The sequence below is a fragment of the Aeromonas sp. D3 genome (assembly GCF_027705025.1).
GTDB classification, from domain to species: Bacteria; Pseudomonadota; Gammaproteobacteria; order Enterobacterales; family Aeromonadaceae; genus Aeromonas; species Aeromonas salmonicida.
The window spans coordinates 32,588-53,485 of record NZ_JAPDBE010000033.1 but is presented as its reverse complement, the minus strand read 5'-3'; the positions used below and the strand labels follow the sequence as shown (position 1 = coordinate 53,485).

The following is a 20,898-nucleotide window of genomic DNA, read 5'->3' as shown; positions in this document are numbered from 1 at the left end:
GCCGAACTCAGAAGTGAAACGCGGTAGCGCCGATGGTAGTGTGGCATTCGCCATGCGAGAGTAGGACACTGCCAGGCTTCAATTAAGCAATCACAGCGATGTGGTTGGTCGTGTGACAACGTAAGGTTGTTGCGGACAAGAGATTTAGATAACGCACGCAGTGCGGTCTTTACCGGTTAGTGTGCTGATATGGCTCAGTTGGTAGAGCGCATCCTTGGTAAGGATGAGGTCCCCAGTTCGACTCTGGGTATCAGCACCAGTAAATATTAAAGCCTCCCAATCGGGAGGCTTTTTTGCATCTGCGTTTCTCAGTTTACTGAGATTTTTCTGGCATCCAGATAGAGACGGGTCTGATCTTCGGCCCCTATTTCGGTCAATTCCCTTTATTGTTGCCGTTTGCCAATAGTGTCAGCTTCATATGTATTCAACGTGAATGCTGTTCTATTAAATTGATCCGAGCTAAGTTGTCGATTGGAAAGGTAATAGGTGTCAGAAAAAGGATGAAAAACATGCTGATAAAGAATGTGTGTCTGACTGACAGGGAGGGGTTGTGGCAAATCCTCTGTCAGGATGGGTTGATCCGGACCATAGCGCCCATGAGCCAGCTTCTCTTGTCTGCCCGGGAGCTGGATGGGGAAGCAGGCCTGGCTATTGCACCTTTTATCGAGCCTCATGTTCACCTCGACACTACCCAGACTGCCGGGGAGCCGAGCTGGAATCTGTCCGGTACCCTGTTTGAGGGGATAGAGCGCTGGGCCGAGCGCAAGGCGCTGCTGACCCATGACGATGTGAAGCGGCGGGCCATCCAGACCCTGAAATGGCAGATGGCCAACGGCATCCAGTTTGTCCGTACTCATGTGGATGTCTCCGACCCCAATCTGGTGGCCCTGAAAGCCATGCTGGAGGTGCGGGAGGAGATGAAGGAGTGGGTCGAGCTGCAGATAGTGGCGTTTCCCCAGGAGGGGATCCTCTCTTATCCCAACGGCAAGGCCTTGCTGGAAGAGGCGCTCAGGCTGGGAGCCGATGTGATTGGCGCCATACCCCATTTCGAGTTTACCCGGGAATACGGGGTCGAAAGTCTGCATTACATCTTCGATCTTGCCGAGAAGTATCAGGTTCTAGTGGATGTTCATTGTGACGAGATCGATGACGAGCAGTCCCGCTTTATCGAGACACTGGCGACCCTGGCTTACGAGCGCGACATGGGCCATAGGGTGACCGCCAGCCATACCACAGCCATGCACTCCTACAACGGGGCCTATGCTTCCCGCCTGTTTCGGCTGCTCAGGATGGCGGACATCAACTTCGTCGCCAATCCGTTGGTGAACATCCACCTGCAGGGACGGTTCGATACCTATCCCAAGCGTCGTGGCATTACCCGGGTGAAGGAGATGCTGGAGGCCAACATCAATGTCTGCTTCGGCCACGATGATGTGTTCGATCCCTGGTATCCCATGGGCACCGCCAACATGCTGCAGGTGCTGCACATGGGGCTGCATGTGTGCCAGATAATGGGTTATGAGCAGATCAACGACAGTTTGAAACTGATCAGCAGCCATAGCGCCCGTACCCTGAATGTGCAGGATCGCTACGGCATCGAGGTGGGCAAGCCGGCCAATCTGCTGATCCTGCCCGCCGAGAATGGCTTTGATGCGGTGCGGCGTCAGGTGCCGGTGCGCTACTCCATTCGCCATGGTCGGGTGATTGCCGAGACCAGGCCAGCCCAGACCTCACTCCATCTGGATCGGGTCGAGCCGGTCGATTTTCGCCGCTAAGACGGCACTGCCGTGTCGATTAATTGCCTGTCTGTCCTCTACTGTGGATATTTTGCATAATGTCGGCCTGATATTACGGAGTCTGCCCCATGCAAACCTGGTTATTTGTTGCAGCCGGTGGTGCCATCGGTGCCTGCCTGCGCTTTGGTATATCCGAGCTGATGGCGTTATTGCTGGGTCGCCATTTCCCCTACGGCACCCTGGTGGTCAATGTGGTGGGCTCTTTCATCATGGGTATCGCCTTTGCCCTCATCAGTCACGGTCATGTGGTGGAACACCCCATGAAGCCGTTGCTGATGGTGGGGATCCTCGGGGCCCTGACTACCTTCTCTTCCTTCGCGCTGGATACAGTCGTGCTGGCGCAGCAGGGGGCCTACCTGAAGGCGGTGCTGAATATGGGTCTCAACCTGTCCCTCTGCCTGGCCATGGTGTTGCTGGGGATGCAGTTGGTCGCCAGCCGGGTTTAAGGTGTCCGCACGCCATTGGCTCTGGTAAACTGGCGACCATTCTTTGCTCTATGGGTGTTTAAGGGATGTCAGAACAGACTACGACAACGCATTTTGGCTTTAAAACCGTGGCCGCGACCGAGAAGGAAACTCTGGTTGCTGGCGTCTTCCATTCGGTGGCAGCCAAGTATGATCTGATGAACGATCTGATGTCGTTCGGCATCCACCGCCTGTGGAAGCGCTTCACCATAGATTGTTCCGGTGTGCGCAAGGGCCAGAAGGTGCTGGATCTGGCCGGTGGTACCGGTGATCTGACCGCCAAGTTCTCCCGCATCGTCGGCGAGACAGGTCAGGTGGTGCTGGCAGATATCAATGACTCCATGCTCAAGGTGGGCCGCGACAAGCTGCGCAACCTGGGGGTGGCGAACAACGTCTCCTACGTGCAGGCCAACGCCGAGGCATTGCCCTTCCCGGACAATCACTTCGATGTCATCACCATCGGCTTCGGCCTTCGCAATGTGACTGACAAGGACAAGGCGCTGGCCTCCATGTTCCGGGTACTCAAGCCGGGCGGCCGCCTGCTGGTGCTGGAGTTTTCCAAGCCGGCCAGCGAAGTGATCGCCAAGCTGTACGATCTCTACTCCTTCAAGTTGTTACCGAAAATGGGCGAACTTGTCGCGAACGACGGTGAAAGCTACAAGTATCTGGCAGAATCCATCCGCATGCACCCGGACCAGCAGACCCTGAAGGGGATGATGGAAAATGTCGGTTTCGAGCAGGTTGAGTTCTACAACCTGACCCAGGGTGTGGTTGCCCTGCACCGCGGTTACAAGTTTTAAGGTTGCCTATGCCGATGGATGCCATGGTCACTGCCGTGATCGAAACCAGCCTCAATCAGCTGCTGACGTTCGACAAGCAGAGCCCGGAGCGGTTGCGCAAGCTGACGGGCAAGGTGCTCAAGCTGGAATTGCGTGAGCTCAAACCGCTCTGGTTCGTCTTCTCCGATCGCCGGCTCGATGTGCTGGCTCAGCATGAGGGTGAGGCCGATGCGGTGCTCAGCCTGTCGCTGACGGCGCTTGGCCTGCTCAAGGACCCGTCCGCTCTTACCCGTTATATCCGCGAGGAGAAGCTCGACCTGAGCGGCGATCCCCAGCTGGTGCAGGCGTTCAGCGTCTTGCTTGGCGAGCTGGATATCGACTGGGAAGAGGAGCTGTCGCGCTATACCGGCGACGTGCTGGCCCACACCCTGTTCAGTGGTGCCCGTCAGGCGCGTCGCGTGCTGGGGCGCGAGCTGTGCCGCTCCCAGCGTCAGTTGGCCGAATACCTGACCGAAGAGATCCGGCTCGCGCCCGGTCCGCTGGAGGTGGCGAGCTTCAACGATGACGTCGAGGTGCTGGCGCAACAGATGAAAGCAGTCGAGCTACGGCTGGCACGCTTCGAACAGCAGGTAGCCTGATGACCCCGAAGGAGTTCAAGCGCCTCTATCGCATCATCACCATACTGCTGGAGCAGGGCATAGATGAACTGGTGCCTGCCCGCTATCAACCCTGGCCGGGTCGTCTGGCTCGTCGCAGCCTGTTCTGGCTGAAGAAAAAGCAGCCCGACCTTAGCCGGGGCGCCCGCATTCGCCTCGCCTTCGAGGCTCTCGGCCCCATCTTCATCAAGTTCGGTCAGATGCTGTCGACCCGGCGCGATCTTCTGCCGCCGGATATCGCCGAAGAGCTGGCCATGTTGCAGGACAGAGTTCCCCCCTTCTGCGGTCAGGCGGCCCGTCTCAAGATCGAGGAGAGCCTGGGTTGCACCGTCGAAACGCTGTTCGACGATTTCGACGAGACACCGCTGGCATCGGCCTCCATCGCCCAGGTCCATACCGGTCGATTGAAGGAGAATGGCCGCGAGATCGTCATCAAGGTGATCCGCCCGGATATAGAGCCGGTCATCGAGGCCGACCTGCGTCTGATGCAGACCCTGGCCCGTCTGGTGGCCCGTTTCATACCCCAGAGCACGCGCCTGCGCCCCATCGAGGTGGTGGAAGAGTATCGCAAGACCATAATCGACGAATTGAACCTGATGCGAGAAGCGGCCAATGCCATCCAGCTGCGCCGCAACTTCACCGGTTCCGATGCGCTCTACGTGCCCGAGGTGTTCACGGAACACTGCCGTGAGCATGTGCTGGTGATGGAGCGCATCTACGGTATACCGGTTTCCGACATTCCGGCATTGGAAGCCAACGGCACCAACATGAAGCTGTTGGCCGAGCGGGGTGTGGAAGTCTTCTTCACCCAGGTGTTCCGTGACAGTTTCTTCCACGCCGACATGCACCCGGGCAACATCTTCGTCTCCTATGAGCATCCCGACAATCCGCTCTGGATCGGCATAGACTGCGGCATAGTCGGCACCCTGAATCGGGAAGACAAGCGCTACCTGGCCGAGAACTTCCTCGCCTTCTTCAACCGCGACTATCAAAGGGTGGCGGAGCTGCATGTGGAGTCTGGCTGGGTACCACCCGATACCAAGGTGGATGAATTCGAATTTGCCATTCGCACCGTGCTGGAACCCATCTTCGAGAAGCCGCTGTCCGAGATCTCGTTCGGCCACGTGCTGCTCAACCTGTTCAATACAGCCCGTCGCTTCAACATGGCTGTACAGCCGCAACTGGTGCTGCTGCAAAAGACCCTGCTTTATGTGGAGGGGCTGGGTCGTCAACTCTATCCCCAGCTGGATCTGTGGCAGACCGCCAAGCCTTATCTGGAAAACTGGATGCAGGAGCAGGTCGGGCCGAAAGCGGTGTGGAATGCCATCAAGGAGAAGGCGCCGTTCTGGGCGGAGAAGCTGCCGGAGTTGCCCGAGCTGGTCTACGAGACACTGCGCCAGACCCGTCATCAGCAGCGCCACTTCGACCAGATGTTTGCCGATTTTCGCCGTCACAGCCGGCGGCAGGGGCAGGCACGCTACCTCTTAGGGGTTGGAGCCAGCCTGCTGTTGGTGGGTGTATTCTTGCTGACTCAAAAACAACACATTGAATGGGGACAAATCAGCCTGGCTGGTGCCGGATTATGCTGGCTGCTCGGGTGGTTCAAGGCCCGTTCACACTAATTGCCTGCTTGCACACCTCAAGTGCCAGTTTGGAAAAGATTGCGTGCTGGTATCAGTATCGTGCTCGTCAATAACACACTCGCGCTCCTTGGCGCCAATTTTGGAGAAATATCATGGGTGGTATCAGTATTTGGCAGTTGTTGATCATCGCGGCCATCGTAGTCTTGCTGTTCGGCACCAAGAAATTGCGCGGGATCGGTGGTGATCTGGGCGCGGCCGTCAAAGGCTTCAAGAAAGCCATGTCTGACGAACCCGAGGCCAAGTCGGCCGAGAAGGATGCAGATTTCGATCCGAAACAGCTGAACGATGCGGCCACCAGAGCCGAGGCCGCCAAGCAGAAAGACAAAGATCAGGCTTAAGCCATGTTCGATATCGGTTTCTGGGAGCTGGTTGTCATCGGCATCGTCGCCCTGGTGGTGCTTGGTCCCGAGCGGCTGCCCGTGGCGATCCGTACCGCCAGCCACTGGATCAGACTGATCCGCAGCACTGCCAATTCGGTCAAGTCCGAGCTGGAGCAGGAGCTGAGGTTGCAAGAGCTGCACAACGACCTGAAGAAGGCCGAACAGTTGCAGATGAGCAACCTGAGCCCCGAGTTGCAGGAGTCTATCGAGCAGTTGAAGGCGGCGGCACAATCGGTGACCCGTCCCTATGAACAGCAAAATACCATCCATCCTGCCCCGGCTGCTGCCGAGGTGAAGGCTGAACCTGCGCAACCTGCCGCGGCCATGACTCATGACGAGGCGCCCATGGCGACAACCGTTCAGAATACGAATGTCCTTGCCGACAAAAAAGAGGGGGTGAAGCCATGAGTCAGGCCGAACAACCTCTGATCAGTCATCTGATCGAACTGAGAACCCGGTTGCTGCATGCCATTTCGGCCATCCTGCTGGTGTTTGTCTGTCTGGTTTACTTTTCCAACAATATCTACGACTTCGTAGCCCAGCCGCTGCTCAACCAGCTGCCGGCAGGCACCAGCATGATAGCGACGGATGTGGCGACCCCCTTCCTGACCCCCATCAAGCTGACGATAGTGGTCTCCTTCTTCCTGGCCATACCTTATCTGCTGTATCAGGCCTGGGCCTTCATCGCCCCCGGTTTGTACAAGCATGAACGGCGTCTCATCATGCCGCTGGTCTTCTCCAGTGCGGCGCTGTTCTACGCCGGCATGGCGTTTGCCTACTACGTGGTGTTCCCGCTGGTGTTCGGTTTCTTCACCAGTACGGCGCCCGCCGGCGTGACCATCGCCACCGACATCGCCAGCTATCTGGACTTCGTGCTGACCCTGTTCTTCGCGTTCGGGGTGGCGTTCGAGATCCCGGTGGCCACCATACTGCTCTGCTGGACAGGAGTGACCACTCCCAAGAGCCTGCGGGAGAAGCGTCCTTACGTCATCGTCGGGGTATTCGTGGTCGGCATGTTGCTGACGCCACCCGATGTCTTCTCCCAGACCCTGCTCGCCATTCCCATGTGGGCCTTGTGGGAGATAGGTCTGTTCTTCGCCCGTTTCTATGTGAAGAAAGAGGATGAGGAGCAACAGGAACAAACGGAAGAGGGGAGCTGAGGCTCCCTTCCTCTTTTCATGCCCCCGTTCGAGGCGTATGGTGATGCCCCATCGAGTAGATGGTTTTCAAATACCTGATATGTCTTCCTTTTGTTTGGAACGTCTCATCCCATGATCGACATTGGTCTCAACCTCACCAGCAGCCAGTTTGCCGGTGAACAGCCTGAACTGGTGGCACGCGCCCGTGCCGCCGGGGTCGAGGCACTGATCCTGACCGGTACCAATCTGGCCGGTAGCCGCGAAAGCGCTGACCTGGCTGCGCTGTGGCCGGGTTACTGTTTCTCCACCGCCGGGGTTCATCCTCACGATGCCAAAAGCGTCGATGAGGCAACCTTGCCCGCCCTGCGTGAGTTGGCAGCCCTGCCACAGGTAGTCGCCATCGGCGAGTGCGGTCTCGACTACAACCGCGATTTCTCCCCCCGTCCGGTGCAGGATGCGGTGTTCGACGCCCAGCTGGCGCTGGCGGCCGAACTGGCGATGCCGGTGTTTCTCCATTGCCGCGATGCGCACGCCCGTTTCGTCGAGATCCTGCGTCCCTGGCTACCCAAACTGCCGGGGGCCGTGCTGCACTGCTTCACCGGTTCCGACGAGGAGCTGGACGAATGTCTGGCGCTGGGACTGCATATCGGGGTGACTGGCTGGCTCTGCGACGAGCGCCGTGGTCAGCTACTGCGGGAACAGGTGGCGCGCATTCCGGCCGGTCGGCTGATGATAGAGACAGATGCCCCCTATCTGGTACCGCGGGATTTGAAACCCAGACCCAAACGCAACGAACCCGCTTTTTTGCCGCATATCGCCAAGGTGGTGGCGGCCTGCCGTGGTGAAGCGCCCGAGGCCTTGCTGGCCCATACCCGGGCCACCTCCGCCGCGTTCTTCCAACTTCCTCTTCAGGAGTGATTCATGGCTACAACTCTTCCGGGCGCCTTTCCGGGTCGCCGCCTGCGCCGGGTGCGCAAACATGATTTCAGCCGTCGTCTGGTGCGCGAGAACGTACTGACCGCCAACGATCTCATCTATCCCGTGTTCGTGCTGGAGGGGGAGAACCGTCGTGAGGCCGTCACCTCCATGCCGGGGGTGGATCGTCTCTCCATCGACCTGCTGCTGGCGGAAGCCGAAGAGCTGGTCGCCCTCGGCGTGCCCGCCATTGCGCTCTTCCCGGTTACCCCGCTTCAGAGCAAAAGCCTGCTGGCGGAAGAGGCTTACAGCCCGGACGGTCTTGCCCAGCGGGCGACCCGCGCCCTCAAGGCTCGTTTCCCCGAGCTGGGTGTCATTACGGACGTGGCGCTTGACCCCTTCACCACCCACGGTCAGGACGGCATCATAGATGATGAAGGTTATGTGCTGAACGACATCACCACGGACATCCTGGTGAAGCAGGCGCTCTCCCACGCTGCCGCCGGGGCCGATATCGTTGCGCCGTCCGACATGATGGATGGCCGCATCGGCGCGATTCGCGCCGCACTGGAAGCGAACGGCTTCATCAATGTCCAGATCATGGCCTACTCCGCCAAGTATGCCTCCTGCTACTACGGCCCGTTCCGTGATGCGGTGGGCTCTGCCGGCAACCTCGGCAAGAGCAACAAGGCCACCTATCAGATGGATCCGGCCAACAGCAACGAAGCCCTGCACGAAGTGGCGCTGGATATTCAGGAAGGGGCTGACAGCGTCATGGTCAAGCCGGGCATGCCCTATCTGGACGTGATCCGTCAGGTGAAGGATCAGTTCGGTGTGCCGACTTTTGCTTATCAGGTGAGCGGCGAGTACGCCATGCACATGGCTGCGATCCAGAACGGCTGGCTGAAGGAGAAGGAGAGCATCATGGAGTCCCTGCTCTGCTTCAAGCGAGCCGGTGCCGATGGCATTCTCACCTACTTCGCCAAACGGGTTGCCCAGTGGCTGCAGGAAGACGCCAAACGCTGATGTCCGCCGTCTCATTTCGCTCACAATGCCGGCCCCTGGGCCGGCATTGTCGTCTCTGACAGCCGGATCGCTGATTTAATGAGCATGTTTTCGCGAAAAGTGGGCAACTGACCCGGTTCACGGCGGCAAAGGCTTGATTAATGAGGTTCCTGCCTACATCTTAGGTAGTCCAAGCAGGCTTCTGGACGGCAGGGGCTGTAAGAGAATTTAGAGGTACCGCAGGATGAACAACCCTTTGCTGACAATGGACTCGCTGCCCCCCTTCAGCCAGATCCAGCCCGAACAGGTGCAAGCTGCCGTGACGCAGGCCATCGCCGATTGCAAACAGAAGATCAGCGATGTGCTGGCCCAGCGCGATTCCTATACCTGGGACAGCCTGATTGCCCCGCTGGAAGAGGTGAATGACCGCCTGGCACGAGTCTGGTCGCCGGTCAGCCATCTCAACTCAGTCCTCAACAGCGAAGCGCTGCGCGCGGCCCACGACGCCTGCCTGCCGCTGCTGTCCGAATTCCAGACCTATGTCGGTCAACATGAAGGCCTCTATCAGGCTTATCTGGCCCTCTTTGAGAGCGATGATTTCCCTCGCCTCGATGGTGCCCAGCGCAAGGAGATCCAGAATACCCTGCGCGATTTTCGTCTGTCCGGTATCGGTCTGCCCGCCGAGGCGCAGCAGCGCTACGGTGAAATCCAGGCCCGCCTCTCCGAGCTCGCCTCCCGCTTCAGCAACAACGTGCTGGATGCGACCCAGGGCTGGACCAAGCTGGTGAGCGACGAGGCCGAACTGGCCGGTCTGCCACAAAGCGTACTGGCCGCCGCCCGTCAGCTGGCGGAGCAGAAGGGTCAGCAGGGCTGGTTGTTCACCCTGGATATCCCCTCCTATCTGCCGGTCATGATGTATGCCGACAACCGCGAACTGCGTGCCGAGCTGTACGAGGCGTTCACGACGCGCGCCTCGGATCAGGGCCCGAACGCCGGCAAATGGGATAACTCCGCCATCATGACAGAGCTGCTCACCTTGCGTCGCGAGCTGGCCCAGCTGCTGGGCTTTGGCAGCTATGCCGAGCTTTCCCTGGCGACCAAGATGGCGGAAAAGACCGAACAGGTAGTGGGTTTCCTCACGGATCTCGCAGCCAAATCCCTGCCGCAAGGCAAGGCCGAGCTGGAAGAGATCCGCACCTTTGCCGCCGAGCATCACGGTCAGCGCGAGCTGGCAGCCTGGGATCTTCCCTATTACGCCGAGAAGCTCAAGCAGCACAAGTTCTCCATCTCCGACGAGCAACTGCGCCCCTACTTCCCTGCCAACAAGGTAGTGAAAGGGCTGTTCGAGGTGGTGAAGCGGGTATTCGGCATCAAGGTGCGCGAGCGTCTCGGCATCGACACCTGGCATCCGGACGTGCGTTTCTACGACATCTTCGATGCCGAGGATGAGCTGCGCGGCAGCTTCTACCTCGACCTCTATGCCCGTGAGCACAAGCAGGGCGGCGCCTGGATGGATGTCTGCCTGGGTCGTCGCTACCGTCAGGATGGATCCTTGCAAAAGCCGGTGGCCTACCTGACCTGCAACTTCAACGGCCCTGTGGATGGCAAACCGGCCCTGTTTACCCACGACGAGGTGGTGACCCTGTTCCACGAGTTTGGCCACGGCATTCACCATATGCTGACCCAGATCGACGTAGCCGGTGTCGCCGGTATCAACGGCGTGGCCTGGGATGCGGTGGAGCTGCCGAGTCAATTCCTGGAGAACTGGTGCTGGGAATCCGAAGCGCTGGCCTTTATCTCCGGCCACCATGAGACCGGCGAGCCATTGCCTGCCGATCTGCTGGAGAAGATGCTGACCGCCCGCAACTTCCAGGCCGCCATGCAGATGTTGCGTCAGCTGGAATTCGCCCTGTTCGACTTCCGTCTGCACCAGGAGTTTGACCCGGCCAACCCGGATCAGATCCCGACCCTGCTGGCCGAGGTGCGCAGCCAGGTGGCCGTGATGACGCCGCCTGCGTTCAACCGTTTCCAGCACAGCTTCTCCCACATTTTTGCGGGCGGCTATGCGGCGGGTTACTACAGCTATAAATGGGCCGAAGTGTTGTCGGCAGATGCCTTCTCCCGCTTCGAGGAGGAGGGGATCTTCAATCCGGCCACAGGCCAATCCTTCCTGAAGAACATCCTGGAGAAGGGCGGTTCCAAGGAGCCGATGGAGCTGTTCCGGGCCTTCCGTGGCCGCGAGCCCCAAGTGGATGCTCTGCTGCGCCACAGCGGGATTGCCGCGTGAGACTCAGTGCCCCAGGCGGCCTTGAGCTTCAAGCAGGTATACTTTTGCGGCATAGTGGGATCTCCGCGTGATTTTTGAGATAAAAAGGGACCTTTTGGTCCCTTTTCTCAAGGCTTTTTAATATCTTGCGGAGTGCATGTTTGCACTGTCCCCGCCTCTTGAGTAGAGTCGGGTTCTACCTTCCAGGGAGAGAAAGAACCTTGCCATGAGGCGAGCACTCGAGTCTGTCTATCAAATCATCTCAAGTCTGTCTCATTCGAGTGGTCAGGGATATTTCGATACCTTTGTGAGTGAAATCGCAGCAGCGATCGGGGCCGACTTCGTCCTGATTTCAGGTAGGGATCAAGCGGGGCTGTTTTTCAAGGTCCATGCCGCCCATCCCGCATCTCTCGACACCACAAGCTTCACTTTTCCGGTCAGCGCCACCCCGGGGGAAATCACCCTGCAAGAGGGGGAGGCCTGGTTCAGCGACCGCGTCCAGCAGTTGTTCCCCCATGCTTCTGTGTTGCAGGCCTGGCACATCCAGGCCTATGCGGGGATCGCCCTCAAGAATGCCCAGGGCGAGACCATCGGCATCTGCAGCGTGCTGTTCAAGCGGCCGCTCGCCAACATGGACAAGGTGATGGGGCTGTTGCGACTGCTGGCCCCACTGGCCGGCCGTGAGCTGGCGCTGATGTTTCAGCAGCAGCCGGTGCAGAGCCAGCCCGAGTATCACCATTTCCTGCACACCATGATGTCCCACGCCCCAGTGGGGATCGGCAAGCTGGATCTGGATGGCAAGATCCTCTGGACCAACCCGGCCATCGAAAAGATGCTGGGCTACAGCCAGAGCGAGCTGCTGCACCGTACCGCCGCCGAGCTCAACCACCCGGAAGACTGGCTGCGCAGCGTCTCCTGCTATGCGGAGCTCAAGCGTGGCGAGCGCACCGCCTTCACCCAGGAGAAGCGTTACCTGCATAGAGATGGCCAGGTGCTGTGGGGGCGGGTGACCGTCACTCTGGTGCGGGATGAACATTTGCAGCCCGACTACCTGATGGTGGTGCTGGAAAATATCGATCCCCTCAAGCGCCATGCCGAGCAGCTCAAGCTCTCTCACCGGGTCTATGACAACCTCTCCGAAGCCATTCTGGTGTGTGATGCCGACAGTCGCATCATTTCGGTCAATCCTGCGTTCGAGCAGATCACCGGTTACAGCGGGGAGGAGGTGTGCGGCCAGCGTCCCAGCATGCTCAAATCCGGGCTGCACGATCAGGCCTTCTATGCCGACATGTACCATGCGCTGGAGCGGGTGGGCGTCTGGCGGGGGGAGGTGTGGAACAAGCGCAAGAATGGCAAGCTCTACCCCCAGCAGCTGATGATCAGCACCTTGAGGGAAGGGGGCAAGATCAGCCAGTACATAGGCATCTTCAGCGATCTCTCCCAGACCAAGCTGGCGGAACAGAAGATCGCCGCCCAGGCCAACTACGACAACCTCACCGGCCTGCCCAACCGCTGGCTGTTTGGTCGCTGCCTCACCCGTTTCTGCGAGCGGGGCGAGCGCTTCGCGCTCATGGTACTGGATCTCAACAACTTCAAGGCGGTCAACAACAGCATGGATCACCACGCTGGTGATGCCCTGCTGCGAGAGGTATCGGATCGGCTGGTGAGCAGGGTGCGCACCGAAGATCTAGTGGCCCGCATCGGCGGCGACGAGTTCGCGTTTCTGGTGCCCGGCATCGTCAACCGCCGTCAGGCCGAGGTGTTTGCCAAACAGGTGATCGGCGGCTTTGCCCGCCCCTTCATGCTGGCCAACCAGCACCTCTATGTGACGGCCACCATAGGCATCACCCTCTGCCCTGGGGATGGTGTCGAGAGCGACGAACTGCTGCGCAACGCGGAGCAGGCGCTGTTTGCCGCCAAGCGGCAGGGGCGGATGCTGGGCAGCTACTGCGCCTCCATGCGGGAAGAAGTGCGCCAGCGCCACCAGATGCAGCAGGATCTGGCGGAGGCCATCAAGCTGGAGCAGCTGACCATGGCCTATCAGCCCATCTGGGACAACCGCAGCGGCCGGGTGGCCAAGCTGGAGGCGCTGGTGCGCTGGTATCACCCGCACTGGGGTCAGGTCTCACCGGCGGACTTTATTCCACTGGCGGAAGAGGCGGGGCTCATTCAGGGACTGGGTGCGCTGGTGCTGTGGCAGTCATGCCGGGATCTGGCGCGCTTGCAGCAGTCCGGCTTCCCGAACCTGCAGATGTCGATCAACCGCTCCACCTTGGAGTTCCAGACCATAGATCCGGAGGCGAGCGAGTGGCTCAAGGTGATCCACCACTTCGGACTCGACCCTTGCGACATTGTCATCGAGATCACCGAATCTTTGCTGATGGAGACCAGCGATCAGCACAGGGTGCGGATCGATGCCCTGCGCGAGGCGGGCTGCAAGCTGGCCATCGACGACTTCGGCACCGGCTATTCGGCCCTCAATTATCTTCGCAACTTCCCTGTGGATCTGGTCAAGATTGACAGGGCCTTCGTGCGCCATATCCCGTTCAACGAACAGGACAGGCTGCTGCTCGACGGCATCATCAACATAGTGCACAACCTCGGTATGCAGGTGGTGATCGAGGGGGTGGAGACCCGCGAGCAGCTCAACTTCCTCTGCCAGAAGGGATGTGCCTTCACTCAGGGTTTCCTGCTCAGCCGCCCGTTGGCCTATGACGATCTGGTCGAATATCTGCAACTCAACGACAAGAGCATGTTCCTGCAGATCAGCTAGCTGATACCAGCTTCTAGCGCTAACGTCAGTCTGTAGCGTGTACTCGCCATGCCATTATGCCCCGATACGACACACCCTACAGCCGCATAAAGGGGCTGTGATACACTCCGCTCATTGAATTTAGAACGCAGCCAAGACCATGCAAATCCTCCTCGAAGACCCCACCAAGGCCGCGCAGGCACACGCGCTGGCCAGCCAGCTGAACCAGACCGACTACCCCCAGTTTGCGCTGGTGTTTACGCCTGAGCGGCTGGAGCTGCGCAAGCTGGACGAACCCAAGCTGGGTGCCGTCTATGTGGACTTCGTGGAAGGGGCGGTTGCCCATCGCCGCAAGTTTGGCGGCGGGCGCGGTCAATCCATTGCCAAGGCGGTCGGGCTCAAGGCCGGTGCCATGCCTACCGTGGTGGATGCCACCGCCGGGCTCGGCCGCGACGCCTTCGTGCTGGCTTCCCTCGGCTGCAAGGTGACCCTGATTGAGCGCAGCCCAGTGGTGGCGGCCCTGTTGCAGGATGGATTGATGCGGGCGGCACAGGATCCCGAGATAGGTCCCTGGGTCAGCGAGCGGATGCGTCTGCTGCAAGGGCCGGCGGTGGACAACCTGCTGGCGTTGCCGGAACGGCCCGATGTCATCTACCTCGATCCCATGTTCCCTCACAAGCAAAAGTCGGCGCTGGTGAAGAAAGAGATGCGGGTGTTCCAGTCGCTGGTGGGGCCGGATCTCGACGCCGATGCCCTGCTGCCGGCCGCGCTGCAGATGGCGGACAAGCGGGTGGTGGTGAAGCGCCCCGACTACGCAGGCTGGCTCAACGAGCACAAGCCCAGCATGGCCATCGAGACCAAGAGCAACCGCTTCGATGTCTACGTGATGGCGGCCTTGGCGGCGGGTTAACTGCCGGCCTGAGTCGCGGATGCAAAAAGGAGGGCCAACGTTATGTTGGCCCTCCTTTTTCGTACCGGATTCAGTTGGTTGGGGCGAAGCGGATCAGCTTCTCTTCCCCTTGCCAGCTCAGGCGCAGGGTCGCCAGATCCCCCAGGCTGAGTCGCTCGCCACTGTGCAGCAGCAGATACTCGACACCCTCGCTGGCTTCGATGGTGCGGATCTTGTCATCCCACTGGTGGCCATCGCGGCTGGCGAGAGTCACCGGCAATTGCCAGCTGGCGGCAATTTCAAGCCAGTCGTAGAGATCGCAGCTGATGGGTTGGTAATCCGGCATGATCGGCTCCCAAACGAGCAAGTTTCTGGGTCAGGCTTCCAGCAAGCGAGTAGGCCAGCCCATCTTCTGCTGGCGTTCCACTTCGAGACGCAATTCGCTGGCGCGCAGATAGTGTTCGTCCATCCACCCCTTGGGCAGGGTCAGGGTCAACGCCTCTTCCTCGGCCTGCAGGGTGAAGTTGGGTACTGTGCCCTGGGTACGGCGCATGCAGAGGATCAGCGAGATGCGCAGGATGCGGGCCAACCGGATCGCCTGACGACCCGTGACGGCACCCTGTTTTTCCAGGGTTTCCAGCTTGAATTCATCCCGCTGGTTGAACAGCAGGGCCGACAACAACTTCTTCTGTGCAGGAGTAAAACCCGGCATGTCGATGTTGTCTATGATGTAGGCCGCATGTTGCGGGGCCTTCTTGTACTCGATACAGAGGCCAATCTCGTGCAGCAAGGCCGCATAACGCAGGATAGGCCGACCGTAACGTTTGGAGAGGCGCCAGGCCGGTTGCAGCTGATTGAACGCCTCTATGGCGGTGTCACGCACCCGCTCGGCGTGCTCTTTATCCAGCTGATAGCGGCTGATCAGGCTGTCGGCGGTACGATCCCGGGCATCGCAGTCGTGATTGTTGCCAAGCAGACCGTAGATAAGCCCTTCGCGCAAGGCACCGCCCGCCAGGGTCATGCTCTCTATGTTCAGGGTTTCGAAGATGGCGATCAGGATGGCGAGACCAGAGGGGAACACGGTCAGCCGCTCGGCCGCCAGTCCTTCCAGCTGTAGCCGGTCCAGCCTGCCGCAGGCGATGGCCTGACCCATCAGCTCCTGCAACTTGGGCAGGGTGACCCGCTCGCTCTTCCCTTGCGCCAGCATGATCTCCTGCAGCGCCTGTACAGTGCCGGAGGCGCCGACACAGGTGCGCCAGCCAAGGACGCAGTAATCTTCCGCCACCTTCTCCAGCACCGCCTTGGCGGCGGCAATCGCCTGCGCAAAGCGGGCTTCACTCAGCTCGCCATCACCGAAGTGGTTGTTGAGCCAGGTAACGCAGCCCATGTGCAGGCTGTTGAGCAGTTTCGCTTCGCTGTGCTCGCCAATCACCAGCTCTGTGCTGGCGCCGCCGATGTCGATCACCAGCCGGTTGCCTTCCCCGGCCGAGGTCCAGGAGACACCCTCGTAGATGGTCTTGGCCTCTTCCTCGCCAGAGATGATCTCTATGCTGTGGTTGAGCACCCGTTCCGCTTCGCTCAGGAACTCGTCGACGTTGGTGGCAAGGCGCAGAGTGGCCGTGCCCACCACCCGTATATTGTCGGCCGGAATGTCCTGCAGCTGCTCGGAGAACAGACGCAGGCAGTCCCAGCCCCGCTCCATGGCGGCACGGCTGAGACGAAATTCCGGATCGAGCCCGGCGGCGAGGCGAACCTTGCGCTTGACCTTGGTGACGGTGCGCAGGGCACCGGCGACCTCGCGCACCACCAGCATGTGAAAGCTGTTGGAGCCGAGGTCAATGGCGGCATAGAGAGGCGAGTTGTGCAACTGGGCCTGTCCTTCAGCTCTTGCGTGGCGGACGACGACGGTTGTTGCTGTTGCCACCGCCCTGGCGATCCCGCATGTTGCGGTTCACCGGCTGACGGTTGCGAACGACCCGTTTCGGGGCAGTCACGTCATCCAGCAGCGCTTCACGGTCGTATTTGCTGACCGGGATCGGGTGGTGGATGTACTCCTCGATGGCCGGCAGGTTGAAGGCATAGTCTTCACAGGCCAGGCTGATGGAGTGACCGCTCTTGCCGGCACGACCGGTACGACCGATACGGTGTACATAGTCTTCGGCATCGTCGGGCAGGTCGTAGTTGAAGACGTGGGTCACATCGGGAATGTGCAGACCACGGGCAGCCACGTCGGTAGCGACCAGTATGTCCAGGGTTCCCTTGGTGAAGTCTTCCAGGATCTTCATCCGCTTCTTCTGCGGCACGTCGCCGGTCAGCAGGCCGACGCGGTGACCGTCATTCTCCAGCCACGCATGCACGTCTTCACAGACATGCTTGGTGTTGGCGAAGACGATGGCTTTTTCCGGCCACTCTTCTTCCATCAGGGAGAGCAACAGCAGCATCTTGTCTTCGTTGGAGGGGTAGAACAGCTCCTCCTGAATGCGGATGCCGGTCATCTGCTCCGGCTCTATCTGCACATGTTCCGGGTGGTTCATGTGTTCGTAGGCCAGCTCCTGCACCCGCAGGGAGAGGGTGGCGGAGAACAGCATGCTCAGACGCTCGGTCGGGGCAGGCATGCGGCGGAACAGGAAGCGGATGTCCTTGATGAAGCCCAGATCGAACATGCGATCCGCTTCATCCAGCACCACGACCTGAATGTTGCTCAGATCGATCACCTTGGACTTGAAGTAGTCGATGATGCGACCCGTGGTGCCGATCAGGATGTCGACGCCCTGCTCCAGCACGGCCAGCTGCTTGTCGTAACCTTCGCCACCGTAGGCGAGGCCGAGTTTCAGGCCGGTGGATGCGGAAATGGTGTCGGCATCGTTGTAGATCTGCACTGCCAGTTCCCGGGTGGGCGCCATTATGATGGCTCTGGGTTGGTTAACCAGACGGGGATTACTCAGCGGGTGGGTCAGCAAATAGTTGAATGTCGCGGCCAGGAAGGCAATGGTCTTGCCGGTCCCTGTCTGAGCCTGACCGGCGAGGTCATGACCTTCTACCAGCAGTGGCAGAGACAGCGCCTGGATGGGCGTGCAATAGTGAAATCCCTTTGATTCCAGACCAGCCAGAACTTCGGGTTCGAGGCCCATTTGGGCGAATTTTTCGGTCGTTAAGTGTGTTTTGCTCATGGCGGTAGGTTATCAGGTTAGGCTTGCAATAATAAACAGGATCATTTCAAATAGGGCAACTATTGCCTTTGTTGATACGTCAATAAAGCCTTAATTACTGACTGGAGTTGGAGATGAGTGACAAGATTGTTCAGCTGAGCGATGCCAGCTTCGAGGCAGATGTAATCAAAGCCGATGGCGCCGTTCTGGTCGACTTCTGGGCCGAATGGTGTGGTCCGTGCAAGATGATTGCCCCTATCCTGAACGAAGTCGCCCAAGAGTATGCCGGTCGTGTGACTGTGGCGAAATTGAACATCGATCATAACGCCGACACGCCGCCCAAGTATGGCATTCGCGGTATTCCGACCCTCTTGCTGTTCAAGAATGGCGAAGTGGCTGCGACCAAGGTCGGCGCCCTGTCCAAGACTCAGCTGAAAGAGTTTCTGGACGTTAACCTGTAATAATCAAAAAGGAGCGCATTGCAATAATGCGCTCCTTGTGTTTTATCACCTAGACGCTCATCCCGATTGGTGCTAGCTTATCGTTCGTTTGCTAACCTTTTTGCCTGACTCTTTGCTTAGCAGCAGCCTGGCAAGTCAAATCCGATCAGCATCAATCCAGCAGACTGTCTCCTCATTTCAATCCTTGCTTACAGACTTTCACCACTATGAATCTGACTGAATTAAAGAACACTCCTGTGTCCGAGCTGGTAAAGCTTGGCGAATCCATGGGGTTAGAAAATCTGGCTCGGGCGCACAAGAAAGATATTATTTTCGCAATCCTCAAGGCGCACGCCAAGGGTGGCGAGGATATCTTTGGCGACGGTGTGCTGGAAATCCTGACCGACGGTTTTGGCTTCCTGCGTAGTGCAGATGGCTCCTATCTGGCTGGCCCGGACGATATTTATGTCTCCCCGAGCCAGATCCGCCGTTTCAACCTGCGAACCGGCGATACTGTTTCCGGCAAAATCCGGCCACCGAAAGAGGGCGAACGTTATTTCGCACTGCTCAAGGTCAACGAGGTCAACTACGACCGTCCGGAAAACGTCCGCAACAAGATCCTGTTTGAAAACCTTACCCCCCTGCATGCCAACGAACGTCTGCGCATGGAACGGGGTAACGGTTCTACCGAAGATATCACCGCCCGTGTGCTGGACTTGGCTTCCCCCATCGGTAAAGGCCAGCGTGGTCTGATCGTGGCGCCGCCCAAGGCCGGTAAGACAATGCTGCTGCAGAACATCGCCCAGAGCATTGCCTACAACCACCCGGACTGTGAACTGATCGTCCTGCTGATCGACGAGCGTCCGGAAGAAGTGACCGAGATGCAGCGCATGGTGAAGGGTGAAGTGATCGCTTCCACCTTTGACGAGCCTGCTTCCCGTCACGTTCAGGTTGCCGATATGGTTATCGAGAAGGCCAAGCGTCTGGTCGAGCACAAGAAGGATGTGGTCATCCTGCTGGACTCCATCACCCGTCTGGCTCGCGCCTACAACACTGTCATCCCGTCATCCGGCAAGGTACTGACAGGTGGTGTGGATGCCAACGCCCTGCACAGACCCAAGCGCTTCTTTGGTGCCGCTCGCAATGTTGAGGAAGGCGGCAGCCTGACCATCATAGCCACCGCGCTGGTGGATACCGGCTCCAAGATGGACGAGGTTATCTACGAAGAGTTCAAGGGTACCGGCAACATGGAACTGCACCTCTCGCGCAAGATTGCCGAGAAGCGCATCTACCCGGCCATCGACATCACCCGTTCCGGCACCCGGAAGGAAGAGTTGCTGACCACCGGTGACGAGCTGCAGAAGATGTGGATCCTGCGCAAGATCATTCATCCCATGGGTGAGATCGACAGCATAGAGTTCCTGATCGACAAGTTGGCGGCCACCAAGACCAACGACGAATTCTTCGACTCCATGCGGCGTCAGCAGAAGTAATCTGGTCGGAAAATGAAAAACCGCGGCTCATGTCGCGGTTTTTGTTTATCTATTTTCCGGTCGCCTGAGTAGTATGAAACCTCGATGTCACAAGGATAGGGACGTCATGAAGCTTGTATTCTGGATATGGCTGGGCTGCTTGATGGCCTTGCCGGCACATGCCTCGCCTCCTTCCCCACCCAGGGCTGCACTGGTGGCCGATGAAGGATTGCAGGGCCATCTCGATTTTCTGGCTGGCCGATTGCAGCAGGGGCAGTTTACCGCCATCGATGCGCTGCTGGACTCCCTGGCCGTGGGCCAGCGGGAATATCTGCTGTGCCAGCTGCTGGCCACCCTCGACAAGACTTCCGGGGCCAGTACCCCGGAGCAGCTTGCCTGGGTGCGCGCCCAGGCGGTCAAGGCACCCCGATGGCTGGTAGAAAAAGAGGTGGATGGCTTTCTGGTCCAGCAGCCCGCCTACGATTTTGCCGCTGCAGCGCGGCTTGTACTGAACCGCTGGCAACAGCAGGCCTGGCAGGGTAATTATCGCCAGTTGCTGGCGCAGGACAGCTTCCAGTTCAAGCAGATATACAACAGCCGCAACCCTGAACTGGCTTTGCAGCAAGAGGCGCTGCTGGCGGTGCTCGATCAGCAGCCTGCCTCTGTTTTGCAGCGTGAAGCCTATCGACTCGCCGCCATGAACATTTTCCTGCCCGATAACCAGCTGCTGCGACAACTGGTCGAACGCACCGGCGATAGCGCTCTCTATCTAAAGCTGTGGCGTCAACCTGTGGATCACGACAGCGTGGCCGCCCTGAAAAGCGTGGCTCGTTTTCACCAGGGTCAGGATGCAAGCAGCCTGCTGATCGCCGCCAGCCGCAACAGTCGCCTGAAACAGCCAGCCCTGCACCAGCTCAGCCAGCTCTCCCCCTTGCCCGAGGCGGCGCAGCAATTCCTGCTGGCCGAGCTTGGCAATCGCCATTACAGCGGTCAGGTCGCCAGCCTCTTGCTGCAGATGGATGAACCCAGGTTGCTTGCCCAGTTCGCCGATCGGCTCACCCGACAGGAAAAGCGTCATTCGAGTTCAGTGATGCTGCCTGATACGGGTACACCCGCTGCCCAGCCAGGGTTATAATGCGGCACCTCCTGAACC

The 20,898-nt window shown here is 59.1% G+C and carries 19 protein-coding genes and 1 tRNA gene; 17 read left to right on the top strand and 3 right to left on the bottom strand.

The features are described 5' to 3' along the window. Window positions 1-183: 183 nt before the first annotated feature. From OKC28_RS17185 to OKC28_RS17120, 14 genes are all read left to right on the top strand, one after another. Window positions 184-259 (top strand) — tRNA-Thr (locus OKC28_RS17185). Window positions 260-509: 250 nt separating this feature from the next. Further along, window positions 510-1,775, top strand: a complete 1,266-nt coding sequence (locus OKC28_RS17180) for a cytosine deaminase (RefSeq protein ID WP_256686348.1) — start codon at window positions 510-512, stop codon at window positions 1,773-1,775. Window positions 1,776-1,864: 89 nt separating this feature from the next. Then, complete coding sequence (gene crcB, locus OKC28_RS17175) at window positions 1,865-2,242, top strand: fluoride efflux transporter CrcB (RefSeq protein WP_005320732.1); 378 nt, start codon at window positions 1,865-1,867, stop codon at window positions 2,240-2,242. Between the two features lie 65 nt (window positions 2,243-2,307). Next, window positions 2,308-3,060, top strand: a complete 753-nt coding sequence (gene ubiE / locus OKC28_RS17170; RefSeq protein ID WP_005320731.1) for a bifunctional demethylmenaquinone methyltransferase/2-methoxy-6-polyprenyl-1,4-benzoquinol methylase UbiE — start codon at window positions 2,308-2,310, stop codon at window positions 3,058-3,060. 8 nt (window positions 3,061-3,068) lie between these two features. Then, on the top strand, window positions 3,069-3,677 hold the full coding sequence (locus tag OKC28_RS17165) for a ubiquinone biosynthesis accessory factor UbiJ (protein ID WP_234578923.1): 609 nt from the start codon (window positions 3,069-3,071) through the stop codon (window positions 3,675-3,677). Then, a complete protein-coding gene (gene ubiB / locus OKC28_RS17160; protein WP_270690524.1) occupies window positions 3,677-5,317 on the top strand; it encodes a ubiquinone biosynthesis regulatory protein kinase UbiB in 1,641 nt (546 codons plus the stop codon). The genes OKC28_RS17165 and ubiB overlap by 1 nt, the downstream gene beginning before the upstream one ends. Window positions 5,318-5,430: 113 nt before the next feature. Continuing rightward, the gene (gene tatA, locus OKC28_RS17155) at window positions 5,431-5,676 is read left to right on the top strand and encodes a Sec-independent protein translocase subunit TatA (RefSeq protein WP_256686346.1); all 246 of its coding nucleotides are present in this window, start codon (window positions 5,431-5,433) and stop codon (window positions 5,674-5,676) included. 3 nt (window positions 5,677-5,679) lie between these two features. Further along, window positions 5,680-6,126: a Sec-independent protein translocase protein TatB gene (gene tatB / locus OKC28_RS17150; protein ID WP_256686345.1), complete on the top strand. Its 447-nt coding sequence runs from the start codon at window positions 5,680-5,682 to the stop codon at window positions 6,124-6,126. Next, entirely contained in the window at window positions 6,123-6,878 is a 756-nt protein-coding gene (gene tatC / locus OKC28_RS17145) for a twin-arginine translocase subunit TatC (protein WP_270690521.1), read from the top strand. Before tatB ends, tatC begins: the two co-directional genes overlap by 4 nt. Before the next feature lie 111 nt (window positions 6,879-6,989). Continuing rightward, window positions 6,990-7,775, top strand: coding sequence for a TatD family hydrolase (locus tag OKC28_RS17140; RefSeq protein WP_256686343.1), 786 nt, complete (start codon window positions 6,990-6,992; stop codon window positions 7,773-7,775). 3 nt (window positions 7,776-7,778) lie between these two features. Continuing rightward, the gene (hemB, locus tag OKC28_RS17135) at window positions 7,779-8,798 is read left to right on the top strand and encodes a porphobilinogen synthase (RefSeq protein ID WP_256686341.1); all 1,020 of its coding nucleotides are present in this window, start codon (window positions 7,779-7,781) and stop codon (window positions 8,796-8,798) included. A 223-nt stretch (window positions 8,799-9,021) separates the two neighbouring features. Next, window positions 9,022-11,064 carry an oligopeptidase A gene (prlC, locus tag OKC28_RS17130; protein WP_270690518.1) on the top strand — a complete coding sequence of 681 codons (2,043 nt, stop codon included), beginning with the start codon at window positions 9,022-9,024 and terminating at the stop codon, window positions 11,062-11,064. A gap of 205 nt (window positions 11,065-11,269) precedes the next feature. Then, complete coding sequence (locus OKC28_RS17125; RefSeq protein ID WP_087756844.1) at window positions 11,270-13,816, top strand: sensor domain-containing phosphodiesterase; 2,547 nt, start codon at window positions 11,270-11,272, stop codon at window positions 13,814-13,816. 139 nt (window positions 13,817-13,955) lie between these two features. Then, complete coding sequence (locus tag OKC28_RS17120; RefSeq protein WP_021139514.1) at window positions 13,956-14,705, top strand: class I SAM-dependent methyltransferase; 750 nt, start codon at window positions 13,956-13,958, stop codon at window positions 14,703-14,705. A gap of 70 nt (window positions 14,706-14,775) precedes the next feature. Here OKC28_RS17120 and OKC28_RS17115 read toward each other — a convergent pair whose 3' ends face one another. The 3 genes from OKC28_RS17115 to rhlB are packed head-to-tail and all read right to left on the bottom strand — an operon-like array spanning window position 14,776 to window position 17,854. Beyond that, a complete protein-coding gene (locus OKC28_RS17115) occupies window positions 14,776-15,030 on the bottom strand; it encodes a Rho-binding antiterminator (protein ID WP_219593168.1) in 255 nt (84 codons plus the stop codon). Between the two features lie 30 nt (window positions 15,031-15,060). Next, window positions 15,061-16,551: a guanosine-5'-triphosphate,3'-diphosphate diphosphatase gene (gene gppA / locus OKC28_RS17110; protein ID WP_058406732.1), complete on the bottom strand. Its 1,491-nt coding sequence runs from the start codon at window positions 16,549-16,551 to the stop codon at window positions 15,061-15,063. A gap of 13 nt (window positions 16,552-16,564) precedes the next feature. Continuing rightward, on the bottom strand, window positions 16,565-17,854 hold the full coding sequence (rhlB, locus tag OKC28_RS17105) for an ATP-dependent RNA helicase RhlB (RefSeq protein WP_011899248.1): 1,290 nt from the start codon (window positions 17,852-17,854) through the stop codon (window positions 16,565-16,567). Window positions 17,855-17,967: 113 nt separating this feature from the next. Between rhlB and trxA the strand changes: the two genes are divergently transcribed. From trxA to OKC28_RS17090, 3 genes are all read left to right on the top strand, one after another. After that, window positions 17,968-18,294, top strand: a complete 327-nt coding sequence (gene trxA, locus OKC28_RS17100) for a thioredoxin TrxA (protein ID WP_005320671.1) — start codon at window positions 17,968-17,970, stop codon at window positions 18,292-18,294. A gap of 206 nt (window positions 18,295-18,500) precedes the next feature. Further along, on the top strand, window positions 18,501-19,766 hold the full coding sequence (gene rho / locus OKC28_RS17095) for a transcription termination factor Rho (protein ID WP_005320670.1): 1,266 nt from the start codon (window positions 18,501-18,503) through the stop codon (window positions 19,764-19,766). 106 nt (window positions 19,767-19,872) lie between these two features. Continuing rightward, a complete protein-coding gene (locus tag OKC28_RS17090) occupies window positions 19,873-20,880 on the top strand; it encodes a hypothetical protein (protein ID WP_270690509.1) in 1,008 nt (335 codons plus the stop codon). Window positions 20,881-20,898: the final 18 nt, after the last annotated feature.

Bases quoted from the DNA above. Each gene is read 5' to 3' on its own strand.
- OKC28_RS17180 (WP_256686348.1), top strand. From the start codon at position 510: ATGCTGATAAAGAATGTGTGTCTGACTGACAGGGAGGGGTTGTGGCAA.
- crcB (WP_005320732.1), top strand. From the start codon at position 1,865: ATGCAAACCTGGTTATTTGTTGCAGCCGGTGGTGCCATCGGTGCCTGC.
- ubiE (WP_005320731.1), top strand. From the start codon at position 2,308: ATGTCAGAACAGACTACGACAACGCATTTTGGCTTTAAAACCGTGGCC.
- OKC28_RS17165 (WP_234578923.1), top strand. From the start codon at position 3,069: ATGCCGATGGATGCCATGGTCACTGCCGTGATCGAAACCAGCCTCAAT.
- ubiB (WP_270690524.1), top strand. From the start codon at position 3,677: ATGACCCCGAAGGAGTTCAAGCGCCTCTATCGCATCATCACCATACTG.
- tatA (WP_256686346.1), top strand. From the start codon at position 5,431: ATGGGTGGTATCAGTATTTGGCAGTTGTTGATCATCGCGGCCATCGTA.
- tatB (WP_256686345.1), top strand. From the start codon at position 5,680: ATGTTCGATATCGGTTTCTGGGAGCTGGTTGTCATCGGCATCGTCGCC.
- tatC (WP_270690521.1), top strand. From the start codon at position 6,123: ATGAGTCAGGCCGAACAACCTCTGATCAGTCATCTGATCGAACTGAGA.
- OKC28_RS17140 (WP_256686343.1), top strand. From the start codon at position 6,990: ATGATCGACATTGGTCTCAACCTCACCAGCAGCCAGTTTGCCGGTGAA.
- hemB (WP_256686341.1), top strand. From the start codon at position 7,779: ATGGCTACAACTCTTCCGGGCGCCTTTCCGGGTCGCCGCCTGCGCCGG.
- prlC (WP_270690518.1), top strand. From the start codon at position 9,022: ATGAACAACCCTTTGCTGACAATGGACTCGCTGCCCCCCTTCAGCCAG.
- OKC28_RS17125 (WP_087756844.1), top strand. From the start codon at position 11,270: ATGAGGCGAGCACTCGAGTCTGTCTATCAAATCATCTCAAGTCTGTCT.
- OKC28_RS17120 (WP_021139514.1), top strand. From the start codon at position 13,956: ATGCAAATCCTCCTCGAAGACCCCACCAAGGCCGCGCAGGCACACGCG.
- OKC28_RS17115 (WP_219593168.1), bottom strand. From the start codon at position 15,030: ATGCCGGATTACCAACCCATCAGCTGCGATCTCTACGACTGGCTTGAA.
- rhlB (WP_011899248.1), bottom strand. From the start codon at position 17,854: ATGAGCAAAACACACTTAACGACCGAAAAATTCGCCCAAATGGGCCTC.
- trxA (WP_005320671.1), top strand. From the start codon at position 17,968: ATGAGTGACAAGATTGTTCAGCTGAGCGATGCCAGCTTCGAGGCAGAT.
- rho (WP_005320670.1), top strand. From the start codon at position 18,501: ATGAATCTGACTGAATTAAAGAACACTCCTGTGTCCGAGCTGGTAAAG.
- OKC28_RS17090 (WP_270690509.1), top strand. From the start codon at position 19,873: ATGAAGCTTGTATTCTGGATATGGCTGGGCTGCTTGATGGCCTTGCCG.